This window comes from Ochrobactrum sp. BTU2 (genome assembly GCF_024539785.1).
Classification (GTDB): Bacteria; Pseudomonadota; Alphaproteobacteria; order Rhizobiales; family Rhizobiaceae; genus Brucella; species Brucella anthropi.
This window is the reverse complement of sequence record NZ_JAHWRG010000002.1, coordinates 37,111-60,121: the sequence shown is the minus strand read 5'-3', so window position 1 is coordinate 60,121 and position 23,011 is coordinate 37,111. Positions and strand designations below refer to the sequence as shown.

Here is a 23,011-nt window from a genome sequence, read left to right as displayed (position 1 = left end):
GAAAATGCTTTAGCCAGGGTCTCCACCGACTGATGCTTCTCTATCTGCGCTCAATCTTGTTCAATGCGGCGTTTTATATCTGCACACTGGTTCAGATGATCGTCTATACGCCTTTCTATTTTCTTCTGCCCCGCAAGAAGGCCTGGATCGTGCCGAAGCTGTGGGCACGGGTCAATCTCTGGCTCCAGAAGCATATTGTCGGCACCGACTATGTGGTTGAAGGATTGGAGAACATTCCTGAGGGCGCTTATATCTGTGCGCCAAAGCACCAGTCTGCCTGGGATACCTATGCTTTCCTGCCCTATCTTGACGATCCCGTGCTGATCCTGAAGCGGGAATTGATGCGCATTCCGCTTTTCGGCTGGTATATCGCGAAAATGCAGATGATCCCGGTCGATCGCGGTTCTCGCGTCAAGGCACTGCATTCCATCACCAAGGGCGCAGAAAAGGCGATCGCGGAAGGCCGCCAGATTCTGATCTATCCAGAAGGAACGCGTCGGGCGCCTGGTGCTCCACCGCACTATAAATATGGCATCGTCCATCTTTACGAAGCGCTCAATCTGCCGGTTTTGCCGATTGCGCACAATGCAGGCCTCTACTGGCCGCGCCGCAAATTTCTGCGTTATCCGGGAACCATTCGCGCCCGTATTCTGCCGCCAATTCCGGCAGGTCTTCCGAAGGATGAATTTCTCAAAAGATTGATTGAAACGACCGAGACGGCCTGCGACGAATTTCTGGTCGCCGCCAGCCGCGATCCCAATCCGCCACCCATGCCACCGACCGCCGTTCAAAGACTGAACGAGCTCGGCGCCTAACCCTCACAGCATGTTAACGGCCTGATCACGCTCAATTGCGTTGCGAGAACGACAATTCGCCGCGTTTTCTAGAACTTTCGTTTTTCTTGCGCGCAACCTTGAAACCCGTTATCAGAGCCCGACACGAAAGGACACATCATGAATATTGATGCCATCTCCATCGGCTCCAATCCTCCTGAAGACGTCAACGTCATCATTGAAGTGCCTGTCGGCGGCCAGCCGATCAAGTACGAGATGGACAAGAAGGCCGGCGCCCTCATCGTCGACCGCTTCCTCTATACGCCAATGACCTATCCGGGCAATTACGGCTTCGTGCCACATACGCTTTCGGAAGACGGTGACCCGATTGACGTTCTCGTCTGCAACACCCGTCCGCTGGTTCCCGGCTGCGTGATCAATGTTCGCCCGATCGGCGTTCTGGTCATGGAAGACAATTCCGGCAAGGACGAGAAGATTATTGCAGTGCCGTCGCCGCACCTGACGCGCCGCTACGAGAAGATTCACGACTATACCGATATGCCGGAGATCACTCTGAAGCAGATTGCGCATTTCTTCGAACACTACAAGGATCTGGAACCCGGCAAGTGGGTCAAGATCGGTGACTGGGGTGACGAAGATTACGCACGCAAATTCATCGTCGAAGCTATCGAACGCGCCAAGGGCAAGTAAGCGACAGCTTCCCGATCCGTTTAGAGCGCCGATCTGATTGGATCAGATCGGCGCTCTTACTTTTTCTATTTTAAGCATAATCTTATCGATCCTCGTTTCACTCCGGTCGGCTTATGCTCTAAAACAAAAGCGCCCGGCAATGTCCGGGCGCTTTTGTTTTTAGGCTTGCGAGTGATGCGCTTACAGGAAAAGCGGCAGCAGCGTCGTCCACATGAACTGGCGGATGAAGAAGATGATCAGCAGCAGGACGATCGGTGAAATATCGATGCCGCCGAGATTGGGTAAGATATTGCGGATCGGCCGCAGAACGGGTTCCGTCACCTTGTAGAGAAACTCACCGATCGAAGCCACGAAACGGTTGCCGGAATTGACGACATTGAACGCATAGAGCCACGAGAAGATGGCACTCGCTATAATGATATAGGTGTAGATATCGAGCGCCAAATCAATGGTGCGGAACAATGCGATCATGGAGGCCTCCTTGGCAATTGGCCGAGATGTAGCGGTTGCATCGGGCGAGAACAAGGGCCGAGCGATTGAACGCCGGTATTTTTGAGGCGCGCGGTGTGTGTTTCTAACCGCTGGAACCGCCCGTTTGATGTTGGATAGTGTGGTGAATGAGATCGTTGACATGTTCCAACCAATGATCGCGTACCCGCATGTTGCGCAGATGCTGGAGCGTATTGGCGACATAATCCACATTGGCACCGGAATCGCCGCGAGCAGATGCGACGATCGCTGCGGCACTCTCAGGTGAAAGCGATCCGGCATATTGAATGTGGTGCCGGTCCGCGACATAGGTGACCGCATCGACATTGCGACCGTCAGCGAGGCGCAGGCGCAGATGCTTTTCGTGATAAACTTGGTTCGACATTTCACGTTCGCGCAGATAGGTCATCACTTCGCCAGTCATGTCACCAGGCACGCGAAAAGCGATGCCGAGACATGAGCCACCGGTGTCCAGGCCCAGGACCAGACCCGGTCGGTCCGGCGTTCCGCGATGGACATGCGAATAGATGCACAGGCTGCGCCTGTAGCCGTAAAGGCGCGCCCGGACGGTCTCCACATGTGCAAAGCCCGGTCGCCACATCAGCGAGCCATAGCCGAAAACCCAGAAATCGTTCATTCGCCTGTCATTGAGAGCTGTGGTCATGAAGGGTGTCCATAATGGATCAGTGGACGCCGATTTCCACCGGTAATCAACGGATATCCCTCGATTTTTCTTCTCAATCGCTTCACAAGGCACATTCCTGCCATAATATGGCCAACAGTCGGGAGGAGCAAAACATATCGGGGTTTGGAATGTTCAGTCTGACCCCGGAGCGAGGCTCTTCGAAACAACCGTCTGATTAATGTAAGGCTTTTGAAATGGCGCATACTGGAATGAACGCATCGAAGTCCAGAAAGCGTCCCATCGCGCTCATTGTCATTCTGCTTGTCTTGATCGCTGGCTATACAGCGGGCTGGTTCTATATCGCAAACAGGCTAGAGGCACGAGCCAAGGCCGACATGGCCAAGCTCGCCTCTCAGGGCGTCGGCGTGAAATGCGAAGACTTGCGCATGGGCGGCTATCCGTTGCGCGTCAATGTCGTCTGCGACAGCATTTCCTGGCAGCGTCCTTCTGAAGGCATGGCGTTCCGCGCAGGGCGCTTCACCTCGGGTTCCCCGGTCTATGCGCCACGTTCCCTCTCGAACGATCTGACAGGACCCGCCTTCATCGAATTTCCGGGGCTGGAACCGCTGGAAGTCAACTGGAGCAAGTTTACCTCCAACACCCGGCTGGCACGTCCGTTCCCGACCGAGATTGAGCTCGCTGCGCGTGAAGTAGCTGTCGGTCTTCGCACCGAAGCCACCACGACAGTGCCACTCAGCACGCTTGAGCAGATGGATTTCCGCATGAGCGCCTCGGATGACACATTGAAGGTCAATGGTCGCTTTGCCGGTCTGAAACTTGCCAAGGCAGCGATTGGTACAGCCACCAGCCCTGAAATCGACGGTGTGGCGGATATCGATGTGTCCGATGCCGCGACGTTGCTCGCAAGGGGTGACGCTCCCTTTCATGAACGGTTGCGCGGGCATTCCGGTACCGTCAATCAGGCTTTCCTGTCCATGCCCAATGGAGCGATGGTTTCGGTAGCCGGACCGTTTTCGGTCGATGCTGACGGGCTGATCAATGCCGATGTGAAGCTGACACTGGTTAACCCGCAATCGCTGGCGCAGGCTGGTCAGACAGTGTTTCCCGAGCAGGGTGGCAATATCGCTACCGTTCTGTTTGCTCTCTCGGCCATGCCGAAAGATGAAAACGGCAATCCCGTGATGGAGATTGCCGTTCGCAAGGGTAAGGTCAGCGCTGGATTTATTCCGCTCGGGCGGTTGCCTGCGCTGTAACGCAATATGCGCCCTATTTTTGCTCGCTGGTACGCGTTGCAGCCTGACGGCCGAAATCAGGCGCATCCACTTCCTGACCTGCATCGATGATGCCGCGCCGGACAGCGCGCGTGCGCGTGAAAAGGTCGAACAGCGCTTCACCATCCCCCCAGCGGATCGAGCGCTGAAGCGAGGCGAGATCTTCCGAAAAACGCCCGAGCATTTCGAGGATGGCATCCTTGTTGTGCAGGCATACATCGCGCCACATCGTCGGATCGGATGCGGCCAGTCGCGTGAAATCGCGGAAACCGGAAGCCGAGTATTTGATGACTTCCGACTTGGTCACCTGTTCCAGATCACTGGCTGTGCCAACGATATTGTAGGCGATGATGTGCGGCAGATGCGAGACAATGGCCAGCACCAGATCGTGGTGCTGCGGGTCCATGCGATCAAGTCGTGAGCCGCAGGCGACCCAGAACTCGCTCAGCTTTTCGAGAGCTGCTTCACTCGTGTCGGGCAGGGGCGTCAGAATGCACCAGCGATTGGTGAAAAGCTCTGCAAAGCCGGCATCCGGGCCGGAATATTCCGTGCCTGCGAGCGGGTGGCCGGGAATGAAATGCACATTGTCCGGCAATTCCGGCTGCATCTGCGCAATCACGGAAGCCTTGGTGGAGCCAACATCGGTGACGATGGCACCGGGCTTGAGGTTTGCCGCGATCTGGCGTGCAACCGTTCCTGACGAGCCGACCGGCACAGATACAACGATCAGATCGGCATCCTTGACGGCCTCAGCACTGTCGGTGGTGTAGCTGTCACCGAGACCCAGTTCATCGGCCCGCTTCAGTGTTTCACTGCTGCGCGTGGCGATGGCGATATGATCGGCGAGCTTTTCGCGTCGAATGACGCGCGCCAGCGATGAGCCAATAAGGCCGATGCCGATCAGGGCGATCTTGTTGAAATGGATCGTGGACATTGTACTACTTCAAAAATTCGGTCAGGGCGACGACGACGCCACGATTGGCTTCCTCCGGTCCGACCGTCATGCGCAAGGCATTGGGGAACCCGTAACCGCCGACGCGACGCAGTATATAGCCACGCCCGGAGAGCCACTCGTCGGCCTTGTCGGCGGAATGCGCGCCATTGTCCGGAAAATGGATCAGCAGGAAGTTCGTGACTGACGGCGTAACCCGAAGACCAAGTCTGGTGAACTCTTCGGTCAGCCAGCCAAGCCATTTGTCGTTGTAGGTGATCGATTTTTCGACGTGGGCGCGATCGCGGATGGCCGCAGCACCGGCGGCAATGGCGGCCGAATTCATATTGAATGGCCCGCGGATGCGATTGACGGCATCGACCACATGCAGCGGCGCATACATCCAGCCAATACGTAGACCCGGAAGCCCGTGGATTTTTGAGAAGGTGCGCGTCATGACAACATTCTCGTTGGATGAAACGAGTTCGAGGCCCGATTCATAGTCATTGCGACGAACATATTCTGCATAGGCCGCATCGAGAACCAGAAGCACATGCTTCGGCAATCCGGCATGAAGGCGGCGGACTTCCTCGAAAGGCAGATAGGTTCCGGTTGGATTGGCCGGATTGGCGATGAAGACGATCTTCGTGCGTGGCGACAGGCCAGCCAGAATGGCATCCACGTCGATACGCTCGTTCTTCTCCTTCACCGTGATCGGCGTCGCGCCGGCACCCAGCGTCTGGATCTTGTAGACGGCAAAACCGTGCTCCGTGATGATGGCTTCGTCGCCCGGAGCAAGATAGGTCTGGCAGATCAGGCCAAGCAGCTCGTCGGAACCATTGCCGCACAGGATGTTGGCCATGTTGAGCCCCTGCGTTTCGGCAATTGCCTCACGCAGCGCCAGGGCCTGTCCATCGGGATAAAGCTCCAGCTTCTCGCCTGCGTGTCGATAGGCTTCGACCGCATGCGGGCTAGGCCCGATTGGCGTTTCGTTGGAGGAGAGCTTATAGACCTTGGCAACGCCTTCCACATGTTCCTTGCCGGGTACGTAGGCTGCGATGTCGAGCAGGCCTGCCTTGGGCTGGGGACGGGTAAGGTTCTGCGTATCGGTCATGATTTTGGCTCCGCCAAAAGGTCAATGTTAAAGTTACGATGGGTTAAAGTTACGATGGCGGCATATCCCGCCATTGCGTCCAAGTCGAGAAAAACCTTGTTCGGTAATACTTGCAGACCGCAGCAACTGTACGTTTTCCCGGGCGATGATGCGCAAATGCCCTAACTCTTTTGATCTGTCTTGCTTGTCCGTGCCGGTGCTTTCCGTAATCCGCCAACAGGTGTGCCCTGAGGTGCGAGAACCGGAACGAAGACACGGCGCGAGGAGCGCTGTGCGACAGGCAGTCCCTGATAAAGACGCTTTTGCGCTTCCACCACCAGAACGCCTGAAAAGACCGGCCACAGTCTCCGCCCCATGCCTTCCAGCGCCAGACAGGGCCGCATCATCCATCGGCGCGTGGCGGGCGGAAAATGCAGGGCATCGCTCACCGTGCTCACGGTGAAATTCGCTTCACGCAGCAAGGTCGTCAGCTGTGTGCGGCTATAAGGTCGCCCGCTGCCGAAAGGTGTATGCTCGAAGCGGGCCCAGACACCGCGCCGGTTCGGCACCACGATGACGAGCCGCCCATTGGGGGCGAGGACGCGCCACATCTCTTTCAGCGTTTCTGTCGGATTTTCCGCATACTCCAGCGCATGCACCATAAGCACCCGATCGATCGAGGAATCGGGTAGCGGCAGTTCCTCATCGAAAACAAGCGCTGTTGCCGTTTTCTCTACTGAGGGCCAGGCGACGGCTCCCTGACCGGCAGGCATGAACGCGAATGTCCGCTCCGTATCGGCGCTGAAGCGGTCGAGATAGGGCAGGCTGTAGCCCATGCCGACAAGCCGCTCTCCCGGCACGTGACCCCATAGGCCGGCAAGCGCCATGCGAATGGCGCGTTCCGCGAGATGGCCCAGCGTGGTGTCGTAAAATGATCGCAGTTCGATGATGTCTGGATGCATGAATGTCACGCTATATGAAATCTTGACGCTGGGAAATGGAGAAGCCGGAGCATCTTCATCTGGTGGGGTGCAATTTCCTCAAACCATGCTATAGAGCGTGCCTTTCCGGCGCCTTTGATCGCGCCAAAGTCTGCGCGAAAGCGAACGATCAGGAGAAGCAGCAGATGCCCGAAGTCGGTGGCAAGACAATCGAAGTTCTCTTTAGCCCGGACGAGATTGCCGGTCGCAATCTCGAGCTCGCCAAGGCCATTGCTGAACGCAAGTTCCACAACCTGCTGACGATTTCGATCCTGAAGGGTTCCTTCATCTTTGCAGCCGACCTCATCCGCGCAATGCATGATGCGGGCGTGGAGCCCGATGTCGAATTCATCACGGTTTCAAGCTACGGCAAGGGCACGACAAGCGCCGAAGTTCGTCTTCTGCGCGATATCGACAGCGATGTTCGCGACCGCGATGTACTGCTGATCGATGATATTCTGGAGTCTGGAAAGACACTGAAATTCGTTCGCGAACTTATGCTGGAACGCGGAGCGCGGAGCGTCAGCATTGCTGTTCTTCTCGACAAGAGCGTGCGCCGCAAGGTCGATCTTGATGCCGATTTCGTGGCTTTCGAATGCCCCGACTATTTTGTCGTCGGTTATGGCATGGACGTTGGGCACGCCTTCCGCCAGTTGCCTTTTGTCGGTCGTGTGATGGATTAAGGCTCCGGCCTGCTTCTCAATCGAACTTCAGCAGACGCTGCAGATATTCCTTTTCCATCTGCGGCGTCAGGGCATTACCAAGTTTGCGGCGGATTTCATCGAGAATTTCACGCGCGCGCTGAATATCGATTTCACCTGGAATCTTGACGTCATCGTTGAGGCCGCTGTCGCCGGTACCTTGCTGGCGCCCAAGCGGATCCCTTCCCCGACTGCCATTGGCGCCACTTTGCCCCCGACCTTGCTGGCCCATGGCCTGCTGCATTTTCTGCATCATGTCGCGTCCGCCGCGACGCAGTGCATCGAGTGCGCTGCCCTGCTGGTCGCTTGCTTCGGCACCTTCGCTGCGGCCCAACGCATCAGTGGCGTTGCCCATTGATTTTCCGGCATCCGAAAAATCCTTGCCGGGTTCAATACCCATGCCTTTCAAATCGTCCATCAGTTTTTGCAGATCGGATTGAAGGTCCTTTTGCTGCTGCTGCAGTTTGCGCATGGTTTCCGCCATATCGGGTGGCACATCGCCTTTCCCGCCCTGACCGTTCTCGCTCTGGCCGTTTTCGGTTTCACCGCCCGGCTGTCCGCCGCCCATGGAACCGTCATCACCCGGGAACATGTTGTCGCCGAATTCGCCCTCACCATCGCTACCACCGAATTGGCGTTGCATCTTCTGATCGAGATCGAAGGTTTCGTTCATCGTCTTTTGCTGGCGTTGCATTAGCTCGCCGAGCTTGTTCATCTGCTGCTGCATCTGGCCTTGTTGGCCCTGCTGACCTTGTCCCTGACCTTGCTGACCCTGTTGCATCTGTCCCATCTGCAGATTGTTCATCAGGTTCTGCAATTGCGACAGCAGTTCTTCCGCCTGATCGCGTGAGCCCTGACGCGCGAGATTTTCGATCTGGTCCATCATGCGCTGGAGGTCTTTTTCCGTCAGCATTCGCGCATTGGGATCGGGAGCGGCTTGGCGTGCATTGGGATTCTGTTGCTGGCGCTGGGCGAATTCCCGCAGGAAATCCTGCATCGCCTTGCGTAGCTCTGCCGAAAGCTTTTCGATCTCCTCTTGTGAGGCGCCGTTCTGGAGAGCGTCTTTCAGGGCCTCCTGTGCCTGCCGCAGGCGCTTTTCGGCGGCAGACAGATTTCCATCTTCGATGCCAAGGGCCACCTGCCACATATAATCCGCTGCATCGCGCAAGGCGTCATCGCTCCTGGCGAGACGAAGACGTGTACCAATCGTGACCAGACCCAGATAATGGGCTGCATTCTTGATGGTTTCGTCCGGGCGAAGCGTGATTGCCGACAGCATGTCGAGCACATGATCGCGCTGCGTCGCATCGAGCGCGAGGATACGGCGCTGTTCCGCAACGGCGCGGGCAAGTGGATTGCTGAAAGGGCGCTCGGGCAAAGTGATGATCTTGGTTTCGCTGCGACCCGTTTGTCCGGCGGCGTCGGTTACGACCAGCGTGAGCGCAACTTTTTCACCTGCCCAAGGATGCTCGGTCAGGTCTTTCGACGTCGTGGCGTCCTTCACACCGCGGCGCGGCAGTGCAAGCGGCAGTTCCGGTGCATCGTAGAGCGGTGCGGCTTCCTCATCTTCATCATTGTTGAGCGGGATGATCTCACCTTCGGCCTTTACTGGCGCGTAGTCGTCCTCGATCTGATAGGAAAGTTGCAATGTGCCATTCAGCGCGTGTCCCGGCTCTTTCGTGAAGCGGATCGTTGGCGGGTTATCCGGCGTGACGACAAATTTCCAGCGGGCATCGGTGCCGGAAAGCGCTATGGTTTCATCCTGCTGCAAATCGTAGCGGAAGTTGCGGCTTCCATCGACGACGGCCTGTTCTGCAGGCTCCTTCTGGTCTTCCTTCGCGTTTACCGGCTGTACGTCGCGGCGCTCGCCCTTCGCATCGGTCGCAGTCAGGCGCTCGGAACCGCCACCGATCACGCGGACCGACAGAATGCTGCCTTGCGGTACATTGATTGCGGCCTGTTCGCTGTTGTTCGTCGTGGTCAGGAAGACCGGAGCGCGGCCAGTATAGCGCGGCGGCGTTACCCATGCATCGATGCGGGCAACGGCGGTTCCATCGCTTGGACGGATATGAAAGGCGTCGGCAATGCGCCCACTGTTTGGGCTGAGGCTGTAGGCGAAGGCGGTCACGAAGAGCAGGGCGACCACCGCACGAATGCCGAAGGGGTCGTGTTCGGGAACACGCGTATAAGGCAGGCCGGATTGCAGGTTCTTGAGCCGGTCCGCCATGCGGCGCTGGTGTTCCCGCCACAGGGCGACAGCGAATGGATCGTGTTCGCCTGTTGCCATGTGGCCTGTCTGGACGGAAAGCGGTTCGTGAACGAGACCGTTGATCGCCTCGATACGACTTGTGACGTCGCTTTCCGCCGGGGTGCGAAACCGGAACGGCAGATAAAGCGCAATGAGGGCGGCAATACCGAATAGCGTCAGCACGCCGATATGCAGCCAACGGGGCATCATGCCGAACAGGCCGAACCAGCTCAGGCTGGCAAACAGACCGATGATGAGGATTAGTGGCAGGATCAGCGGCCAGAATCGCTCGAAGCTGATCGAAAGAAAGGCACGCAGACGCAGACGGCGCAGGCTGGCACCATCGCCTGAAAACAGCCGCAGAAAAACATCCCACGCATGACGCGGCGGGTTTTTCCTGTCGTTGCTGCTATCTGTCTGCGGGGCCGCCTTAGGGGCAGTCATAGGTCTCGTCTTTCGCGTCAGCCGATTTCGGTTCGGCTGACAGGATAACACGCATCATGGCAAAGGCGAGGCTTTGCCCCGAGATTTATGGGCCATGATAAATGTGGGCCATGAATAATTATGGTCGCGAGACCTATAACCATTCCGGTACGGAATCGAGCGCGAGCAGTTCTTCATAGGTACGGCGCGGACGCACGACATGATAACGGTCGCCGTCAACCAGCACTTCGGGGATGAGCAGACGGCTGTTGTAGGTGCTGGAAAGCACCGCGCCATATGCACCCGTCGTGCAGACGGCAATCAGATCGCCTGGAGCAGGCTTTGCCACTTCCCGGTCGAGGCCGAGATAGTCGCCTGTTTCGCAGACCGGACCGACAAAATCGGCACGAATACGCGGCGCATCATCCTTCGGCAAAGTGACAGGCTTGATGTCGTGGAACGCATCATAAAGCGTCGGACGAATCAAATCGTTCATTGCCGCATCCACGATGACGAAGTTCTTGGCGTCGCCTTCCTTGACGAAGATCACTTCCGTTACCAGAAGCCCGGCATTGCCGACGATCAGGCGGCCCGGTTCGAACACCGTTTTCAGGCCCAGCGGCTTGATGTGCTTGGCGACGATTTCTGCATAGGCGACGGGTAGCGGCGGAGGTGTATTGTCTGTGCGGTAGGGAATGCCGAGCCCCCCGCCAACATCGACGTGGCGGATGTTGTGACCGTCGGCCTGCAGTTCCTTGACCAGTTGCGCCATCAGGGCGAATGCATTGTCGAACGGCTCGAGGTCGATGATCTGGCTACCGATATGCATATCGATACCGACTACGTCGAGACCGGGCAGGCTCGCTGCGCGGGCATAGGCCTCACGCGCCTTGACGCGCGGAATGCCGAACTTGTTTTCAGATTTGCCAGTTGAAATCTTGGCGTGGGTCTTCGCATCCACATCGGGATTGATGCGCAGCGATACGGATGCGACCTTGCCTGCCTTGACGGCGCGAGCGGAAAGAATTTCCAGCTCTGGTTCGGATTCAACATTGAAGCAATAGATGCCCGCTTCAAGCGCGAAGTCCATTTCGTGTGGAGTCTTGCCAACGCCTGAAAAGACGATCTTGTTGGCCGGGATGCCTGCAGCAAGCGCCCGGCGGATTTCGCCTTCCGAAACGGTGTCCGCGCCGGCGCCAAGCTTCGCCAGAGTTTTCAGCACGGCCAGGTTCGAATTGGCTTTCAGCGCGTAGGTCACGAGCGTTTCCATGCCGGCGAAGGCTTCGCTGAACACGCGGAAATGACGCTCGATGGTCGCGCGGGAATAAACGTAAAAAGGGGTGCCAACGGCCTGTGCGATTTCAGGCAGGCTGACATTTTCGGCGTGAAGAACGCCGTTGCGATGTTCGAAATGGTTCACGGGAATGCCCTGCAGCAGAAACTTACAACAGCTTGTCGAGGATGATCGGCTTGTCTTCCTTCGGTTTCGGCTTGGTGTGGCCCTGTTCGTCCGTCACGACGGCGGATGGCGGCGGCTCCAGCGGGCCCTTGCGACCGCAAGCGGCGAGCGTTGCCGCAAGCGCGGCGATCAGAAGCACGGAAGAAATGGCGGAGCGGCCTGTCATCAGCGTTGGTTCCCGAAATATATGATCTTGCTCTAAGTTTTGTCTTTACGCATGTCTTCCAAAACCGGTTCCCACTTTTGGAAGACATGCTCTAGGTCTAACTCATAATGCCCGAAAGTGGAATCATCAGTTCGACAGATGATTCCACATGACGTCATGTTGATCGATTATCAGGCCTTGGTGATGCGCTTCTTCCAGTAACGAATCTGGCGACGCACCTCCTGCGGGGCCGTGCCACCGAAGGACTGACGGCTTTTCACTGATTTCTCGACCGTCAGATAGCCGAAAATCGCATCCGTGATGCCCGGATGAATTGACTGCAGTTCCTCAAGTGAAAGCTTTGCCAGATCGACCTTGCGGCTTTCAGCCAGAGCGACTGCGCGACCGGTGACGTGATGTGCCTCACGGAAGGGCAGCCCCAGTTCACGCACCAGCCAGTCGGCGAGATCGGTCGCAGTGGAATAGCCTGAACCGGCCGCCTTTTTCATTGACGCTACATTGATCGTCAGGTCGCGCACCATGCCGGCCATGGCGGCGATGGCGAGTTCCAGGTTTTCAGCTGCATCGAAAACCTGTTCCTTGTCTTCTTGCATGTCCTTGGAGTAGGCGAGCGGCAGTCCCTTCATGATGGTCAAAAGCGCGACCAGCGAACCGTTGATGCGGCCCGTCTTGGCGCGAACCAGTTCTGCTGCATCCGGGTTTTTCTTCTGCGGCATGATCGACGAGCCGGTGGAGAAAGCATCGGACAGGCGCACGAAATTGAATTGCGGCGTCGACCAGATGACGATTTCTTCCGCAAGGCGCGACAGATGACCGGCGCAGATCGCAGCAAGCGACAGAAACTCCAGCGCATAGTCGCGGTCGGAAACGCTATCGAGAGAATTGCGGGTCGGTTCGCGAAAGCCGAGCGCCTTGGCTGTCATATGGCGGTCGATCGGGAAGCCCGTGCCTGCAAGGGCTGCAGCACCCAAAGGCGATTCGTCCATACGTTCGATTGCGTCACGCACGCGCGACAGGTCGCGACCGAACATTTCGACATAGGCCATGCAATGATGACCAAAAGTGACAGGCTGCGCGGTCTGGAGATGGGTGAAACCCGGCATGACCGTCGCCGCATGTTCTTCGGCACGTTCCAGAAACGCTTCGATCAGATTCTTGAGGGCGGCGGCGGTCTTTTCCAGTTCCTGCTTCACCCAGAGGCGAAAGTCGACGGCCACCTGATCGTTACGCGAACGGGCGGTGTGGAGCCGTCCGGCGGACGGGCCGATCAGATCGGCAAGCCGCGCCTCGATGTTCATATGAATGTCTTCAAGCTTGCGCGAGAAGGTGAACTTGCCGTCCTCGATTTCCTTGAGGATGGTTTTCAGACCATCTTCGATTTGTCGATGGTCTTCTGCCGCAATAATGCCTGTCTTTGCCAGCATGGCTGCATGGGCGAGCGAGCCTTGAATATCCTGCGCATAGAGCTTGCGGTCGAAGCCGATCGATGCATTGATCTCTTCCATGATCGCATCGGGCCCTGAGGCAAAACGGCCGCCCCACATCTGGTTGCTTGATTTTTGTTCGCTCATGCTCATATGCCCCGAGTGACGGTTTGGCGGAATATTGGAAAGAAGTAACGCGACATGGCAGAAGACAACGAAAAGGCGAATTCCGAACAGCAGGCGAAATCGGGAAATCGCAAGATCGTCCTTCTTGCCGCCCTTGCCGGTGTCATTGCCGGTATCGGGGCGGTATACGTGATGGAGCGCCCTTCTGGCAATGTGGTTGCCCAGAATGTTTCGACGAATGTTTCAGCGGAAAGCGATGAAGCTTCGGCGCAATGCGTGTTGAAAGCGGATAAGCTTAAGGCACTTGATACAGCTGCCACCGGGGGCGTGGCGGCGATGCGTGCCGCTGAAAAGCCGATTTCCGTCTCGCATATTGCTTTCGCAGGCCCGGACGGCAAGCAGATGACGCTCGGCGATTTCAAGGGCAAGACACTGCTGGTCAATCTCTGGGCGACGTGGTGCGCGCCATGCCGCGAGGAAATGCCAGCTCTCGACAAGCTCGAGGCCGAAAAAGGCGGGGCCGATTTCGAGGTCGTCGCAATCAACATCGACACCGGCTCGGATGACAAGCCCAAGGGCTTTCTGAACGAAATCGGCATCAAGAATCTGGCCCTGCACCGGGACGCTTCCATGTCGAGCTTCAACGAACTGAAGCGCAAGAATCTGGCTTTCGGCCTTCCGGTGACATTGCTTGTCGATAAGGACGGCTGCCAGATTGCATCCATGAACGGTCCGGCGCCATGGGATAGCCCGGAAGCGGCTAAACTCATCGAAGCGGCAAAGAATCTTTAGCCTCGACAAACGACGAAATCAGTGGCTTGCTCCCTTTTCAAGAGAGAGAGCTGCCCATGAGCCTTGAAGTCTGGCTTGCATTTTCCGCCGCGTCCATCGTGCTTCTGGTCATCCCGGGGCCGACCGTCTTGCTCGTCGTCTCATATGCCTTGGGGCAGGGCTGGAAAGCGGCTTTCCCGATGGCTGTCGGTGTCGCCCTTGGCGACTTTACCGCGATGACGCTTTCCATGCTTGGTGTGGGTGCGCTGCTGGCAGCGTCGGCAACCGTGTTCACCGCCGTTAAATGGGCAGGTGCCGCTTATCTGATCTGGCTCGGCATAAAACTGTTTCGCGCTGGTGGAACACTTCATGCCAGTGCCCGACACGACAAGGTGCATCCGGCGCGGATGCTGGTTCATGCGTGGCTCGTGACAGCGCTCAATCCGAAGAGCATCACCTTTTTCGTTGCTTTTCTTCCGCAGTTTCTTAGCCCGCACCGGGATTTCCTCACCCAGATGCTGGTTTTCGAAAGCACGTTCCTCGTACTCGCTTTCCTCAATGCTTTTACCTATGCACTTCTGGCGACCCGGGCACGCCGCTTCTTCTCAAGCGAACGCGCGCTGCGCATTTTCAATCGGGCTGGCGGAACATTGCTGATCGGTGCTGGCGTCGCGACTGCCTCAATGCGATCAACCTGAGACGAAACCCGCGCGTTTTAGCCGGACGATGGCAAGATCAAGTGCGGAAAGGAATGCAGAGCGGTCCTTGGGCGAAAATGGAGCGGGTCCGCCTGTAACTTCGCCTGCGGAACGCAAACTATCCATCAGATTGCGCGTCGCCAGCGTGTTGCCGATGGTGCTTTGGGTGTGAACGCGTCCGTTCGGTGCGATCACCGAAGCGCCTTTTTCGAGCGAGCGGCTTGCCAAAGGAATGTCGGCGGTAATCACGATTGCACCCGGTCGCGAATTCTCGGCGATCCAGTCGTCGGCGGCGTCGAGCTTGTCCGATACGATAACCCGTTCCACACGCTCCGCATCGCGGGGAATGGCAATGAAACTGTTGGCCACCAGCATGACCGGCAGATTGTGCCGTTCCGCCACGCGATAGATTTCAGCTTTCACCGGGCAGGCGTCAGCATCGACGAGAATGCGGATGGTTTCAGGTTCAATGTTCATGCCGCTTCATAAAATGCGGGCGGCTGTTTGGCAAATTCAACGCTGCGATCAGTTTTATGCGATAGGCGTTCGCCGCAAAGCGGTATAAGGCGGGCCGCGAAAGTGAGAGTTCTGCCATGGCCGCCCGTTTGTTCCCCGTCATGTTTGTCCTGCTTTGGGCCACCGGTTTTATCGGAGCCGGGCTTTCCATGCCTTATGCCGAACCATTTACTTTCATGGCGGTGCGTTTTTCCATCGCGGCTGTCATCATGACACTTTGGGCGCTGGCGAGCCGGAGTATCTGGCCGAAAGGCGATGTGCTTCTTCATGCGGCGATTGCCGGTTGTCTCATCCACGGTGTTTATCTTTCCGCCTTGTTCTGGGCCGTTCACCACGGCCTGCCTGCGGGAATGTCAGGTCTGGTGGCGGGCCTTCAGCCGATGTTGACCACGCTGATTGCGGCCATTCTTCTGGGAGAACGAGCGAGCGGGCGGCAATGGACGGGGCTTCTGATCGGTTTCTGCGGCGTCGCCATGGTGGTATGGCCGAAGTTTTCGGCTGGCAGTGGTGTCGATCCGAAAAGCCTGGCGGCGGCATTTTTGGCTGTGGTGGCGATCAGCACTGGCACAGTCTGGCAGAAGCGGTTCGGCACGGCTGGTGATCTCAAGGCCGGGACGGCGGTGCAATACATCGCTGCGGCCATTTTGACTGCTATCTGTGCCTTTGCTTTCGAAACACGCGTCATGATCTGGTCGCCATCGCTGATTTTTGCTCTGGTCTGGCTGACGCTTGCTATTTCTATCGGTGCCATTCTGGCGCTTCTCGTCATGATCCGCGAAGGCGCCATGTCGAAAGTCGCATCGTTGTTCTATCTGGTGCCCGGCACCGCCGCGATCATGGCCTATCTGATTTTTGGTGAAACGCTATCGGCAATCCAGATTGCAGGTATGGTGGTGACGACGCTTGGCGTTGCACTGACTACTTTACGTCGATAAGCTCGGGTTGTTGTTCGCGCTTGCGAAAAATCATGATCGCGGCGTTTATTTCCGCACCGATGATGAAAATTGCCGAGAGCATATAGAGAAAGACGATGGCCACCATGATGGAGGCGAGGCCCGCATAGGTCGTCACATAGGTGGCGAAAGTTTCCAGATATTTTGCGAAGGCCATCGCGGCGGCAAGCCAGGCGATGAGCGTGATCAATATGCCGGGCAGTATGTCACCGAGGCTGCGGCGTCCGGCTGGAAGCCAGATATGCACCATGAACAGTGCCAGAACCAGAACCCCCACTGCCACAGTATAGCGCCAGAACGCAATCGTTCCTGTGAACGGCGCTATATCGGGAAACCATTGTTCGGCAAGACGCACGGCAAGCGGGGCCAGAACCAGCAGAAAGCTGATTGCCATCAGGCTCAGAGTGCCGACGAGAACGAAGCCCAGACTTTGCAAGCGGCAGAAAATGATCGAGCGCTGGTCGGTGACGCGATAGGCTCGGTTGAGCGCGATGCGCAGCGCCTCCACGCCGTTGGAGGCGAAATAGGCCGCTGCAATAACGCTCAATGTCAGAAGTCCGCTGCGCTGCACGGTCAGCACGTTCATCACTTCGTTGGCAATTGGGGCTGCGATGTTCGACGGCCACATATCGAAGATGACATGCACCGCCGTATCGGCGAATTCCTTGGTGCCGAGAAAGCTTGCAAGCGTTGTGGCAAAGATAAGGAACGGAAACAATGCCATCAGGCCGGAAAGGGCTATATGGCTAGCGAAGGCCCAGCCATCGTCCGAACTGAAATGACCGATGACATCATAGGTGATCTGACGGAGAAAACGTCTGATTTTTCGCATCCGCAGATTTGTCCCTCAAAGCCCTGATCGGTATTCGATAGTGTTCAGCCGGTGTTTCAAGGCCTTAAATCTAGCATTGGTCTGCGGATTGCAAGGGCGCGACCCGTTTTAAACCGGAGCCGAATCAAGCAAGCTTGGCGAAATGACAGCGGGAAACGAACATATGGCTCCGGCACAAACCGGTCAGAACCGACAGCGTAATATCATCATCACCGGCTGTTCCTCCGGTATCGGTGCCTATTGTGCCGAAGCACTGCACAGTCAAGGCTGGCGCGTCTTTGCGACCGCCCGCAAGGATGCGGATATTGCGGCACTCAAGGCGCAGGGAATGGAAGCGCATTATCTCGACTATACGGAACCGCAGTCGATCGCGGTCTTAGCCGATGAGGTGCTGCGCCAGACGGACGGCAAGCTCGATGCCCTGTTCAATAATGGTGCTTATGCTCAACCCGGCGCGATAGAGGACTTGCCGGTCGAAGCCTTACGCCAGCAGTTCGAAGCCAATTTCTTCGGTTGGCACGACCTTACCCGACGCGTGGTTCCGGTCATGCGCAGGCAAGGGCATGGGCGCATCGTGCATTGCTCGTCGATCCTCGGCCTCGTACCGATGAAATGGCGCGGTGCTTATGTGGCGTCAAAGTTTGCGCTTGAAGGACTGATGCTTGCGCAGCGCATGGAGCTGGAAGGCTCCGGTATCGATGTGTCGCTGATCGAGCCTGGCCCGATTGCTTCGCGCTTCACTTACAACGCCGCCAGCCACGCCAGAGCCAATATCGACATGGAAGCTTCGGTGCATCGCGAGCTTTACCAGCGCCAGATGGCGAAACTGGAAGGCGGCGGTACAAAATCCAAGAACAAGCTTGGACCGGAAGCCGTCTATGCTGTACTGCTTCATGCATTGGAGGCGCCGCGTCCCCGCCCGCATTATGTGGTGACGAGACCGGCGAAACTTGGGTCACTGGCACGGCGCCTGATGCCGGCACGCTGGCTCTACCGGATGCTGTCCGACCAGTCATGAGGTCAGGAACAGTGCGCGTGGGAAGGAAATAAAATGGACGTTCTGTTCAAGGGCGCGGCAATGGTGGCCATGTTTGCTGTGGCCGTCGTTCTGATCATCGGTCTGCGCAACATGATGCGCGGCGGTGACGGCAATTTCTCGAACAAGATGATGCAGCTGCGTGTTTTCCTGCAGTTCATTGCCATCGTTCTGATCGTTGGTGCGATCTATTTTGCCCGCCAGAAAACTGGCCAGTAAATATGGTCAAGCTCAACAAGATCTATACCCGGACGGGCGACAAGGGCACGACCGGACTTGCCAGCGGACCACGGCGGCTGAAGTCGGACCTGCGCGTCGAAGCCTATGGTACGGTGGATGAAACCAATGCCTGCATTGGCATGGCGCGCCTTCACACCGGCGGCGAAGATAATCCTCATGCGCAAATCGATGCCATGCTGGGCCGTATCCAGAACGATCTTTTCGACCTTGGCGCGGATCTTTCGACGCCGGATGATGGCAAGCCGCTCGCCTACGAACCTTTGCGCATCGTCGCATCGCAGGTTTCGCGTGTGGAAGCCGATATTGACCTCCTCAATACCGATTTGCAGCCGCTGCGTTCGTTCATTCTTCCGGGCGGCTCGGCGGCATCTGCCGCGTTGCATCTCGCTCGCACGGTTTCACGCCGGGCTGAACGCCTGATGGTTGCGCTTGCTCGCGTCGAAGGAGAGGTCGTTTCGGCGGAGGCTTTGCAATATATCAACCGCCTCTCCGATTTCCTGTTCGTGGCGTCGCGAACCGTCAACGATAACGGCGCGCAGGACGTTCTCTGGGTGCCCGGCGCCAACCGTTAGAGCATGTCTCCCGAAAGTGGGAACCGGTTTCGGGATAAAGACATGCGAAAAGACAAACATTTAGAGCGCCGGTCTGATTCAATCAGATCGATACGCGCTCTAAACGCCACGTCTGTTGCCCCAGATCAGCACGTGAAGCTGGGGCAGGACGTGCGCTTCGTACCAGCCATCCGCAATTACCTTTTCGACCAGCCATTCCATTCGCCGCATGATGCCGTCGATATCGATTGCGGCATCATGTGCTTCGGGCGGCGGCGGTGTGTGATTGCCGGGCTGGAGATAGACCGGTAGACCGGAATATTGACTGGCTACATCTTTGGCGAAGACGTAATCGGCATCGTCGAAGATGACGAATTTCAGCACCGTTCGCGGCGTTCTGCCTGCAGCCTCGACACAGACCGCAAGCGCATCGAAATCGGCATCCATACCGCTTGAAGGCGGCTTTGGGCTCAGTACCAGTGTGTCGAGCGCGGAAAACCAGTCTTGCGCGACCGATCCTTGGGTTTCCAGTGCAAAGCGATAGCCTTCGGTCTTGCCGTGCTCGATCAAGGGTCCCAGCGGCTGAATGGCCGGATTGCCGCCAGAAAGTGACACTGTTAGTGGCTTATTTCGGGAAAGTGTCGTCACTTCACCCCAAACTGCCTCCACGCTCATCGCTTTCCACTCGCGACGAAAACGGCTTTCGACGGCATGCAGGCTATCGCACCAGACGCAGCGATAATCGCAGCCACCGGTTCGCACGAAGACGGTCGGCTCACCGATCAGCACACCTTCGCCCTGTAGCGTGGGGCCGAAAATCTCTGCGATGCGTATTTGCGTCACGGTCTGTACTCGGCCCATGTCTTGGGCGTTTCACTGACCCGCACGGCGGAAATTTCCGGCCAGCGCGCATAACACCATTCGAAAAAATGCCGGGCGAGGGTTTCAGCCGTGCTCTGGTCGTGGCCCAGAACATCGTTGAGATGGCGGTGGTCAAAACAATCATCGATGTAGCGCTTGAACGGTGCCAGCTCATGATAATCACGGACAAAGCCGTGCTGGTTAAGATCGTCAGCCGAGAGCTCGACCTCAACAATATAATTGTGGCCGTGCAGGCGGGCGCATTGATGATCGTCCGGCAGCCCGGTCAACTGATGCGATGCGGAGAAATGAAATTCCTTGGTAATGCGAAACATCAGGCGTTCCTCTTCTCGATTGCCGAGCGCCAGAAATCCGCATCTTCATAAAGGGTAGGGTCTTCGACACCGGCGAGATGGAAGGCTTCGCGTCGCTCGACGCAGGTGCCGCAGCGTCCGCAGTGATGTTCGCCACCCTTGTAGCAAGACCATGTCGCGGCAAAGGGCGCACCGTGTTTTGCGCCGTCGATAACGATATCGGCTTTGGATGCGTGCACATAAGGCGCGAGCAGCTTTATGTCCGCATAACCGTCCAATGCATGGTTCTGCATCGTCTGGAAGGCATCAATAAAACCGGGGCGGCAGTCGGGATAAATGAAGTGATCGCCGCCATGGACGGCAAGGGCTATCGCCTCGGCTTTTTGGGCAGCGGCCACGCCGAATGCTATTGCCAGCATGATCGCATTGCGGTTCGGAACGACGGTGATCTTCATCGTTTCTTCGGCATAGTGTCCGTCCGGCACATCGATATCGTCAGTGAGGGCGGAGCCGGTCAGGCTGGCACCGATGTTGGTGATATCGATGATCTGGTGGGGAACGCCGAGCCTTTCGGCGCAGGCTTTGGCCGAATCCAGTTCCTTTTTGTGGCGCTGGCCATAGTCGAAGGAGAGGAGGGCGGTGAGTTGGTGTTCGCTTGCAATTCTGTAAGCAAGCGAAACGGAATCGAGTCCGCCGGAGCAGACGACGAGCGTTTTCATAAGTCAGGGTTCCTTGTTTTGACCGGGTAGGCTGCGACCGGATTGCGAGGCGTTACCTAAAGCATGGCGCATCGCTTGTAAACGACATGAAAACGGGAGGTGTCGGGTTGCTCGGTTTTGGAATGACCTCTTGTCAGAATAAATTGATTTTAATCGATATAGCGGCCTGTGCCTGATTGACGTGCACGTCAACCGTCTTTAGGTTTCGTGCCGGTTCCCGGCGGATAGGCAGCGCATTTGCGTCATAACCCAAGTTGCGCTGGTGCCGCTTTCATGTCGGATTTTGACATGCGGGTGGGAGTTCACGGCGGCATAGTCGTGCTGCAAGAGTCATTGAAGAGGTAATCGCGGATGAAAGTCCTTGTCGCAGTGAAACGGGTTGTCGATTACAACGTAAAGATCCGTGTAAAGGGAGACGGTTCGGGCGTTGAGCTTGCGAACGTCAAGATGTCGATGAACCCTTTCGATGAGATCGCGGTTGAAGAAGCGATCCGTCTGAAGGAAGCGGGCAAGGTGACGGAAATCGTCGCGGTTTCGGTCGGCCCGGCACAGGCACAGGAAACGCTGCGTACCGCACTTGCCATGGGCGCCGATCGTGCGATCCTGGTGAAGTCGGACGAAACGGTTGAGCCGCTTGGCGTTGCCAAGGTTCTCAAGGGCGTGGTCGATGCGGAAAAGCCGGATCTCGTCTTCCTCGGCAAGCAGGCAATCGACGATGATTCCAACCAGACTGGCCAGATGCTTTCGGCCCTTCTCAACTGGAGCCAGGCGACGTTCGCCTCGAAGGTGGAACTGGGCGACGGTTCGGCCAAGGTAACGCGCGAAGTTGATGGTGGTCTCCAGACCATCGACGTGAAGCTTCCGGCTATCGTTACGGTCGATCTTCGTTTGAACCAGCCGCGCTATGCGTCGCTGCCGAACATCATGAAGGCCAAGAAGAAGCCGCTGGACGAGAAGTCGCCTGCCGATTTCGGCGCCGACATTGCGCCGCGTCTCAAGGTCCTGAAGACTGAAGAGCCGGGTGGCCGCAAGGCTGGCGTGAAGGTCGGTTCAGTTTCTGAACTGGTCGAGAAGCTCAAGGCCGACGGCGTACTCTAAAGAAATCGGAAGGGACGATATAAATGGCTATTCTTCTTATTGCCGAACATGACAATGCAACCCTTTCCGACCAGACGGCGAAGGCGCTGACGGCGGCTGCCCAGATCGGCGGCGACGTGGATGTTCTGGTTGCAGGCAAGGGCGCGAAGGCTGCAGCCGATGCTGCCGCCAAGCTCAAGGGTGTGCGTAAGGTTCTGCTTGCTGAAAGCGATGGACTGGAAAACCGTCTGGCCGAGCCAACGGCCGCTCTCATCGTGGAACTGGCAGGCAATTACGACACGATCATTGCTCCGGCAACGACCTCGGCCAAGAACATCCTGCCGCGCGTTGCAGCGCTTCTCGATGTGATGCAGTTGTCCGAAATCATGGAAGTCGTGTCGGCTGATACGTTCAAGCGTCCGATCTATGCGGGCAATGCGATCCAGACGGTCCAGTCGACCGATGCAAAGAAGGTTATCACCGTGCGTACCGCGTCGTTCCAGGCAACGGGCGAAGGTGGTTCGGCTGCAGTTGAAAGCGTCAATGCAGCAGCCGATCCGGCGCTGTCGAGCTTCGTCGGCAATGCATTGTCGGATTCGGACCGTCCGGAACTGACCTCGGCCAAGATCATCATCTCCGGCGGTCGTGCGCTCGGTTCTGCCGAAAAGTTCCAGGAAGTGATCCTGCCGGTTGCCGACAAGCTTGGTGCAGCGGTCGGCGCAAGCCGTGCTGCAGTCGATGCGGGCTACGCGCCGAACGACTGGCAGGTTGGCCAGACCGGCAAGGTGGTTGCCCCGGATCTCTACATCGCCGTCGGAATCTCCGGTGCGATCCAGCATCTGGCCGGTATGAAGGACAGTCGCGTGATCGTGGCGATCAACAAGGACGAGGAAGCGCCGATCTTCCAGGTGGCCGATTACGGCCTCGTCGGCGATCTCTTTACGATCCTGCCGGAACTGCAAAAAGCGCTTTAATCGATCAGAAAGCGGCGGGCTAGTCCCG

The 23,011-nt window shown here is 57.2% G+C and carries 26 protein-coding genes; 12 read left to right on the top strand and 14 right to left on the bottom strand.

Annotated features, from left to right (window positions below; all coding sequences use genetic code 11):
• Positions 1–32 precede the first annotated feature (32 nt).
• The gene (locus KWJ32_RS04980; protein ID WP_010657540.1) at positions 33–815 is read left to right on the top strand and encodes a 1-acyl-sn-glycerol-3-phosphate acyltransferase; all 783 of its coding nucleotides are present in this window, start codon (positions 33–35) and stop codon (positions 813–815) included.
• Positions 816–953: 138 nt separating this feature from the next.
• Positions 954–1,484, top strand: coding sequence for an inorganic diphosphatase (gene ppa, locus KWJ32_RS04975; protein WP_010657539.1), 531 nt, complete (start codon positions 954–956; stop codon positions 1,482–1,484).
• Positions 1,485–1,664: 180 nt separating this feature from the next.
• On the opposite strand, the gene KWJ32_RS04970 is transcribed toward ppa, so the two are convergent.
• Entirely contained in the window at positions 1,665–1,955 is a 291-nt protein-coding gene (locus KWJ32_RS04970) for a YggT family protein (RefSeq protein WP_010657538.1), read from the bottom strand.
• 103 nt (positions 1,956–2,058) lie between these two features.
• Complete coding sequence (locus tag KWJ32_RS04965) at positions 2,059–2,637, bottom strand: gamma-glutamylcyclotransferase (protein ID WP_012091171.1); 579 nt, start codon at positions 2,635–2,637, stop codon at positions 2,059–2,061.
• A 215-nt stretch (positions 2,638–2,852) separates the two neighbouring features.
• Between KWJ32_RS04965 and KWJ32_RS04960 the strand changes: the two genes are divergently transcribed.
• Complete coding sequence (locus KWJ32_RS04960; RefSeq protein ID WP_012091172.1) at positions 2,853–3,872, top strand: DUF2125 domain-containing protein; 1,020 nt, start codon at positions 2,853–2,855, stop codon at positions 3,870–3,872.
• 13 nt (positions 3,873–3,885) lie between these two features.
• Here KWJ32_RS04960 and KWJ32_RS04955 read toward each other — a convergent pair whose 3' ends face one another.
• From KWJ32_RS04955 to KWJ32_RS04945, 3 genes are all read right to left on the bottom strand, one after another.
• Entirely contained in the window at positions 3,886–4,824 is a 939-nt protein-coding gene (locus KWJ32_RS04955; RefSeq protein WP_012091173.1) for a prephenate/arogenate dehydrogenase family protein, read from the bottom strand.
• A gap of 4 nt (positions 4,825–4,828) precedes the next feature.
• The gene (gene hisC, locus KWJ32_RS04950) at positions 4,829–5,935 is read right to left on the bottom strand and encodes a histidinol-phosphate transaminase (protein WP_012091174.1); all 1,107 of its coding nucleotides are present in this window, start codon (positions 5,933–5,935) and stop codon (positions 4,829–4,831) included.
• Positions 5,936–6,096: 161 nt separating this feature from the next.
• Positions 6,097–6,876 carry a class I SAM-dependent methyltransferase gene (locus KWJ32_RS04945; protein ID WP_012091175.1) on the bottom strand — a complete coding sequence of 260 codons (780 nt, stop codon included), beginning with the start codon at positions 6,874–6,876 and terminating at the stop codon, positions 6,097–6,099.
• Positions 6,877–7,040: 164 nt separating this feature from the next.
• Between KWJ32_RS04945 and hpt the strand changes: the two genes are divergently transcribed.
• Entirely contained in the window at positions 7,041–7,577 is a 537-nt protein-coding gene (gene hpt / locus KWJ32_RS04940) for a hypoxanthine phosphoribosyltransferase (protein ID WP_010657532.1), read from the top strand.
• A 16-nt stretch (positions 7,578–7,593) separates the two neighbouring features.
• Here the strand turns inward: hpt and KWJ32_RS04935 are convergent, their stop codons facing one another.
• From KWJ32_RS04935 to argH, 4 genes are all read right to left on the bottom strand, one after another.
• Complete coding sequence (locus KWJ32_RS04935; protein WP_012091176.1) at positions 7,594–10,287, bottom strand: TIGR02302 family protein; 2,694 nt, start codon at positions 10,285–10,287, stop codon at positions 7,594–7,596.
• Between the two features lie 133 nt (positions 10,288–10,420).
• Positions 10,421–11,686, bottom strand: coding sequence for a diaminopimelate decarboxylase (gene lysA / locus KWJ32_RS04930; RefSeq protein WP_012091177.1), 1,266 nt, complete (start codon positions 11,684–11,686; stop codon positions 10,421–10,423).
• 22 nt (positions 11,687–11,708) lie between these two features.
• Positions 11,709–11,891, bottom strand: a complete 183-nt coding sequence (locus KWJ32_RS04925; protein ID WP_006467922.1) for a lipoprotein — start codon at positions 11,889–11,891, stop codon at positions 11,709–11,711.
• Between the two features lie 170 nt (positions 11,892–12,061).
• Positions 12,062–13,462, bottom strand: a complete 1,401-nt coding sequence (argH, locus tag KWJ32_RS04920; protein WP_012091178.1) for an argininosuccinate lyase — start codon at positions 13,460–13,462, stop codon at positions 12,062–12,064.
• A gap of 54 nt (positions 13,463–13,516) precedes the next feature.
• On the opposite strand from argH, the gene KWJ32_RS04915 reads away from it, so the two are divergent.
• The gene (locus KWJ32_RS04915) at positions 13,517–14,233 is read left to right on the top strand and encodes a TlpA disulfide reductase family protein (protein ID WP_012091179.1); all 717 of its coding nucleotides are present in this window, start codon (positions 13,517–13,519) and stop codon (positions 14,231–14,233) included.
• A gap of 56 nt (positions 14,234–14,289) precedes the next feature.
• Positions 14,290–14,910, top strand: coding sequence for a LysE family translocator (locus tag KWJ32_RS04910; protein WP_012091180.1), 621 nt, complete (start codon positions 14,290–14,292; stop codon positions 14,908–14,910).
• Here KWJ32_RS04910 and KWJ32_RS04905 read toward each other — a convergent pair.
• Positions 14,902–15,387, bottom strand: a complete 486-nt coding sequence (locus KWJ32_RS04905) for a YaiI/YqxD family protein (protein ID WP_012091181.1) — start codon at positions 15,385–15,387, stop codon at positions 14,902–14,904. The two genes, KWJ32_RS04910 and KWJ32_RS04905, sit on opposite strands and share 9 nt — an antisense overlap.
• A 116-nt stretch (positions 15,388–15,503) precedes the next feature.
• On the opposite strand from KWJ32_RS04905, the gene KWJ32_RS04900 reads away from it, so the two are divergent.
• A complete protein-coding gene (locus tag KWJ32_RS04900) occupies positions 15,504–16,361 on the top strand; it encodes a DMT family transporter (RefSeq protein WP_010657525.1) in 858 nt (285 codons plus the stop codon).
• Here the strand turns inward: KWJ32_RS04900 and KWJ32_RS04895 are convergent.
• Positions 16,345–17,211, bottom strand: coding sequence for a YihY/virulence factor BrkB family protein (locus tag KWJ32_RS04895; protein WP_012091182.1), 867 nt, complete (start codon positions 17,209–17,211; stop codon positions 16,345–16,347). The two genes, KWJ32_RS04900 and KWJ32_RS04895, sit on opposite strands and share 17 nt — an antisense overlap.
• Positions 17,212–17,374: 163 nt before the next feature.
• Here KWJ32_RS04895 and KWJ32_RS04890 point away from each other — a divergent pair, with 163 nt between their 5' ends.
• From KWJ32_RS04890 to KWJ32_RS04880, 3 genes are read left to right on the top strand one after another with little or no spacing between them, the layout of a single operon-like run.
• On the top strand, positions 17,375–18,229 hold the full coding sequence (locus KWJ32_RS04890) for an SDR family oxidoreductase (RefSeq protein ID WP_012091183.1): 855 nt from the start codon (positions 17,375–17,377) through the stop codon (positions 18,227–18,229).
• Positions 18,230–18,262: 33 nt separating this feature from the next.
• Entirely contained in the window at positions 18,263–18,466 is a 204-nt protein-coding gene (locus KWJ32_RS04885; protein WP_010657522.1) for a twin transmembrane helix small protein, read from the top strand.
• A 2-nt stretch (positions 18,467–18,468) separates the two neighbouring features.
• Positions 18,469–19,059 carry a cob(I)yrinic acid a,c-diamide adenosyltransferase gene (locus KWJ32_RS04880; protein ID WP_012091184.1) on the top strand — a complete coding sequence of 197 codons (591 nt, stop codon included), beginning with the start codon at positions 18,469–18,471 and terminating at the stop codon, positions 19,057–19,059.
• 99 nt (positions 19,060–19,158) lie between these two features.
• Here KWJ32_RS04880 and queE read toward each other — a convergent pair whose 3' ends face one another.
• The 3 genes from queE to queC are packed head-to-tail and all read right to left on the bottom strand — an operon-like array spanning position 19,159 to position 20,932.
• Positions 19,159–19,899 carry a 7-carboxy-7-deazaguanine synthase QueE gene (gene queE, locus KWJ32_RS04875; RefSeq protein ID WP_012091185.1) on the bottom strand — a complete coding sequence of 247 codons (741 nt, stop codon included), beginning with the start codon at positions 19,897–19,899 and terminating at the stop codon, positions 19,159–19,161.
• Positions 19,878–20,234, bottom strand: coding sequence for a 6-carboxytetrahydropterin synthase QueD (queD, locus tag KWJ32_RS04870; protein ID WP_010657519.1), 357 nt, complete (start codon positions 20,232–20,234; stop codon positions 19,878–19,880). Before queD ends, queE begins: the two co-directional genes overlap by 22 nt.
• Complete coding sequence (gene queC, locus KWJ32_RS04865) at positions 20,234–20,932, bottom strand: 7-cyano-7-deazaguanine synthase QueC (protein ID WP_012091186.1); 699 nt, start codon at positions 20,930–20,932, stop codon at positions 20,234–20,236. The genes queD and queC overlap by 1 nt, the downstream gene beginning before the upstream one ends.
• 351 nt (positions 20,933–21,283) lie before the next feature.
• Between queC and KWJ32_RS04860 the strand changes: the two genes are divergently transcribed.
• Together KWJ32_RS04860 and KWJ32_RS04855 are read left to right on the top strand one after the other, a co-directional pair.
• Positions 21,284–22,030: an electron transfer flavoprotein subunit beta/FixA family protein gene (locus KWJ32_RS04860; RefSeq protein WP_010657517.1), complete on the top strand. Its 747-nt coding sequence runs from the start codon at positions 21,284–21,286 to the stop codon at positions 22,028–22,030.
• A gap of 23 nt (positions 22,031–22,053) precedes the next feature.
• A complete protein-coding gene (locus KWJ32_RS04855) occupies positions 22,054–22,983 on the top strand; it encodes an electron transfer flavoprotein subunit alpha/FixB family protein (protein ID WP_012091187.1) in 930 nt (309 codons plus the stop codon).
• Positions 22,984–23,011 lie beyond the last annotated feature (28 nt).

Excerpts from the sequence above, each read along its gene's own strand:
- KWJ32_RS04980 (WP_010657540.1), top strand. The coding sequence starts at position 33 with ATGCTTCTCTATCTGCGCTCAATCTTGTTCAATGCGGCGTTTTATATC.
- ppa (WP_010657539.1), top strand. The coding sequence starts at position 954 with ATGAATATTGATGCCATCTCCATCGGCTCCAATCCTCCTGAAGACGTC.
- KWJ32_RS04970 (WP_010657538.1), bottom strand. The coding sequence starts at position 1,955 with ATGATCGCATTGTTCCGCACCATTGATTTGGCGCTCGATATCTACACC.
- KWJ32_RS04965 (WP_012091171.1), bottom strand. The coding sequence starts at position 2,637 with ATGACCACAGCTCTCAATGACAGGCGAATGAACGATTTCTGGGTTTTC.
- KWJ32_RS04960 (WP_012091172.1), top strand. The coding sequence starts at position 2,853 with ATGGCGCATACTGGAATGAACGCATCGAAGTCCAGAAAGCGTCCCATC.
- KWJ32_RS04955 (WP_012091173.1), bottom strand. The coding sequence starts at position 4,824 with ATGTCCACGATCCATTTCAACAAGATCGCCCTGATCGGCATCGGCCTT.
- hisC (WP_012091174.1), bottom strand. The coding sequence starts at position 5,935 with ATGACCGATACGCAGAACCTTACCCGTCCCCAGCCCAAGGCAGGCCTG.
- KWJ32_RS04945 (WP_012091175.1), bottom strand. The coding sequence starts at position 6,876 with ATGCATCCAGACATCATCGAACTGCGATCATTTTACGACACCACGCTG.
- hpt (WP_010657532.1), top strand. The coding sequence starts at position 7,041 with ATGCCCGAAGTCGGTGGCAAGACAATCGAAGTTCTCTTTAGCCCGGAC.
- KWJ32_RS04935 (WP_012091176.1), bottom strand. The coding sequence starts at position 10,287 with ATGACTGCCCCTAAGGCGGCCCCGCAGACAGATAGCAGCAACGACAGG.
- KWJ32_RS04925 (WP_006467922.1), bottom strand. The coding sequence starts at position 11,891 with ATGACAGGCCGCTCCGCCATTTCTTCCGTGCTTCTGATCGCCGCGCTT.
- argH (WP_012091178.1), bottom strand. The coding sequence starts at position 13,462 with ATGAGCGAACAAAAATCAAGCAACCAGATGTGGGGCGGCCGTTTTGCC.
- KWJ32_RS04915 (WP_012091179.1), top strand. The coding sequence starts at position 13,517 with ATGGCAGAAGACAACGAAAAGGCGAATTCCGAACAGCAGGCGAAATCG.
- KWJ32_RS04910 (WP_012091180.1), top strand. The coding sequence starts at position 14,290 with ATGAGCCTTGAAGTCTGGCTTGCATTTTCCGCCGCGTCCATCGTGCTT.
- KWJ32_RS04905 (WP_012091181.1), bottom strand. The coding sequence starts at position 15,387 with ATGAACATTGAACCTGAAACCATCCGCATTCTCGTCGATGCTGACGCC.
- KWJ32_RS04900 (WP_010657525.1), top strand. The coding sequence starts at position 15,504 with ATGGCCGCCCGTTTGTTCCCCGTCATGTTTGTCCTGCTTTGGGCCACC.
- KWJ32_RS04895 (WP_012091182.1), bottom strand. The coding sequence starts at position 17,211 with ATGCGAAAAATCAGACGTTTTCTCCGTCAGATCACCTATGATGTCATC.
- KWJ32_RS04890 (WP_012091183.1), top strand. The coding sequence starts at position 17,375 with ATGGCTCCGGCACAAACCGGTCAGAACCGACAGCGTAATATCATCATC.
- KWJ32_RS04885 (WP_010657522.1), top strand. The coding sequence starts at position 18,263 with ATGGACGTTCTGTTCAAGGGCGCGGCAATGGTGGCCATGTTTGCTGTG.
- KWJ32_RS04880 (WP_012091184.1), top strand. The coding sequence starts at position 18,469 with ATGGTCAAGCTCAACAAGATCTATACCCGGACGGGCGACAAGGGCACG.
- queE (WP_012091185.1), bottom strand. The coding sequence starts at position 19,899 with ATGGGCCGAGTACAGACCGTGACGCAAATACGCATCGCAGAGATTTTC.
- queD (WP_010657519.1), bottom strand. The coding sequence starts at position 20,234 with ATGTTTCGCATTACCAAGGAATTTCATTTCTCCGCATCGCATCAGTTG.
- queC (WP_012091186.1), bottom strand. The coding sequence starts at position 20,932 with ATGAAAACGCTCGTCGTCTGCTCCGGCGGACTCGATTCCGTTTCGCTT.
- KWJ32_RS04860 (WP_010657517.1), top strand. The coding sequence starts at position 21,284 with ATGAAAGTCCTTGTCGCAGTGAAACGGGTTGTCGATTACAACGTAAAG.
- KWJ32_RS04855 (WP_012091187.1), top strand. The coding sequence starts at position 22,054 with ATGGCTATTCTTCTTATTGCCGAACATGACAATGCAACCCTTTCCGAC.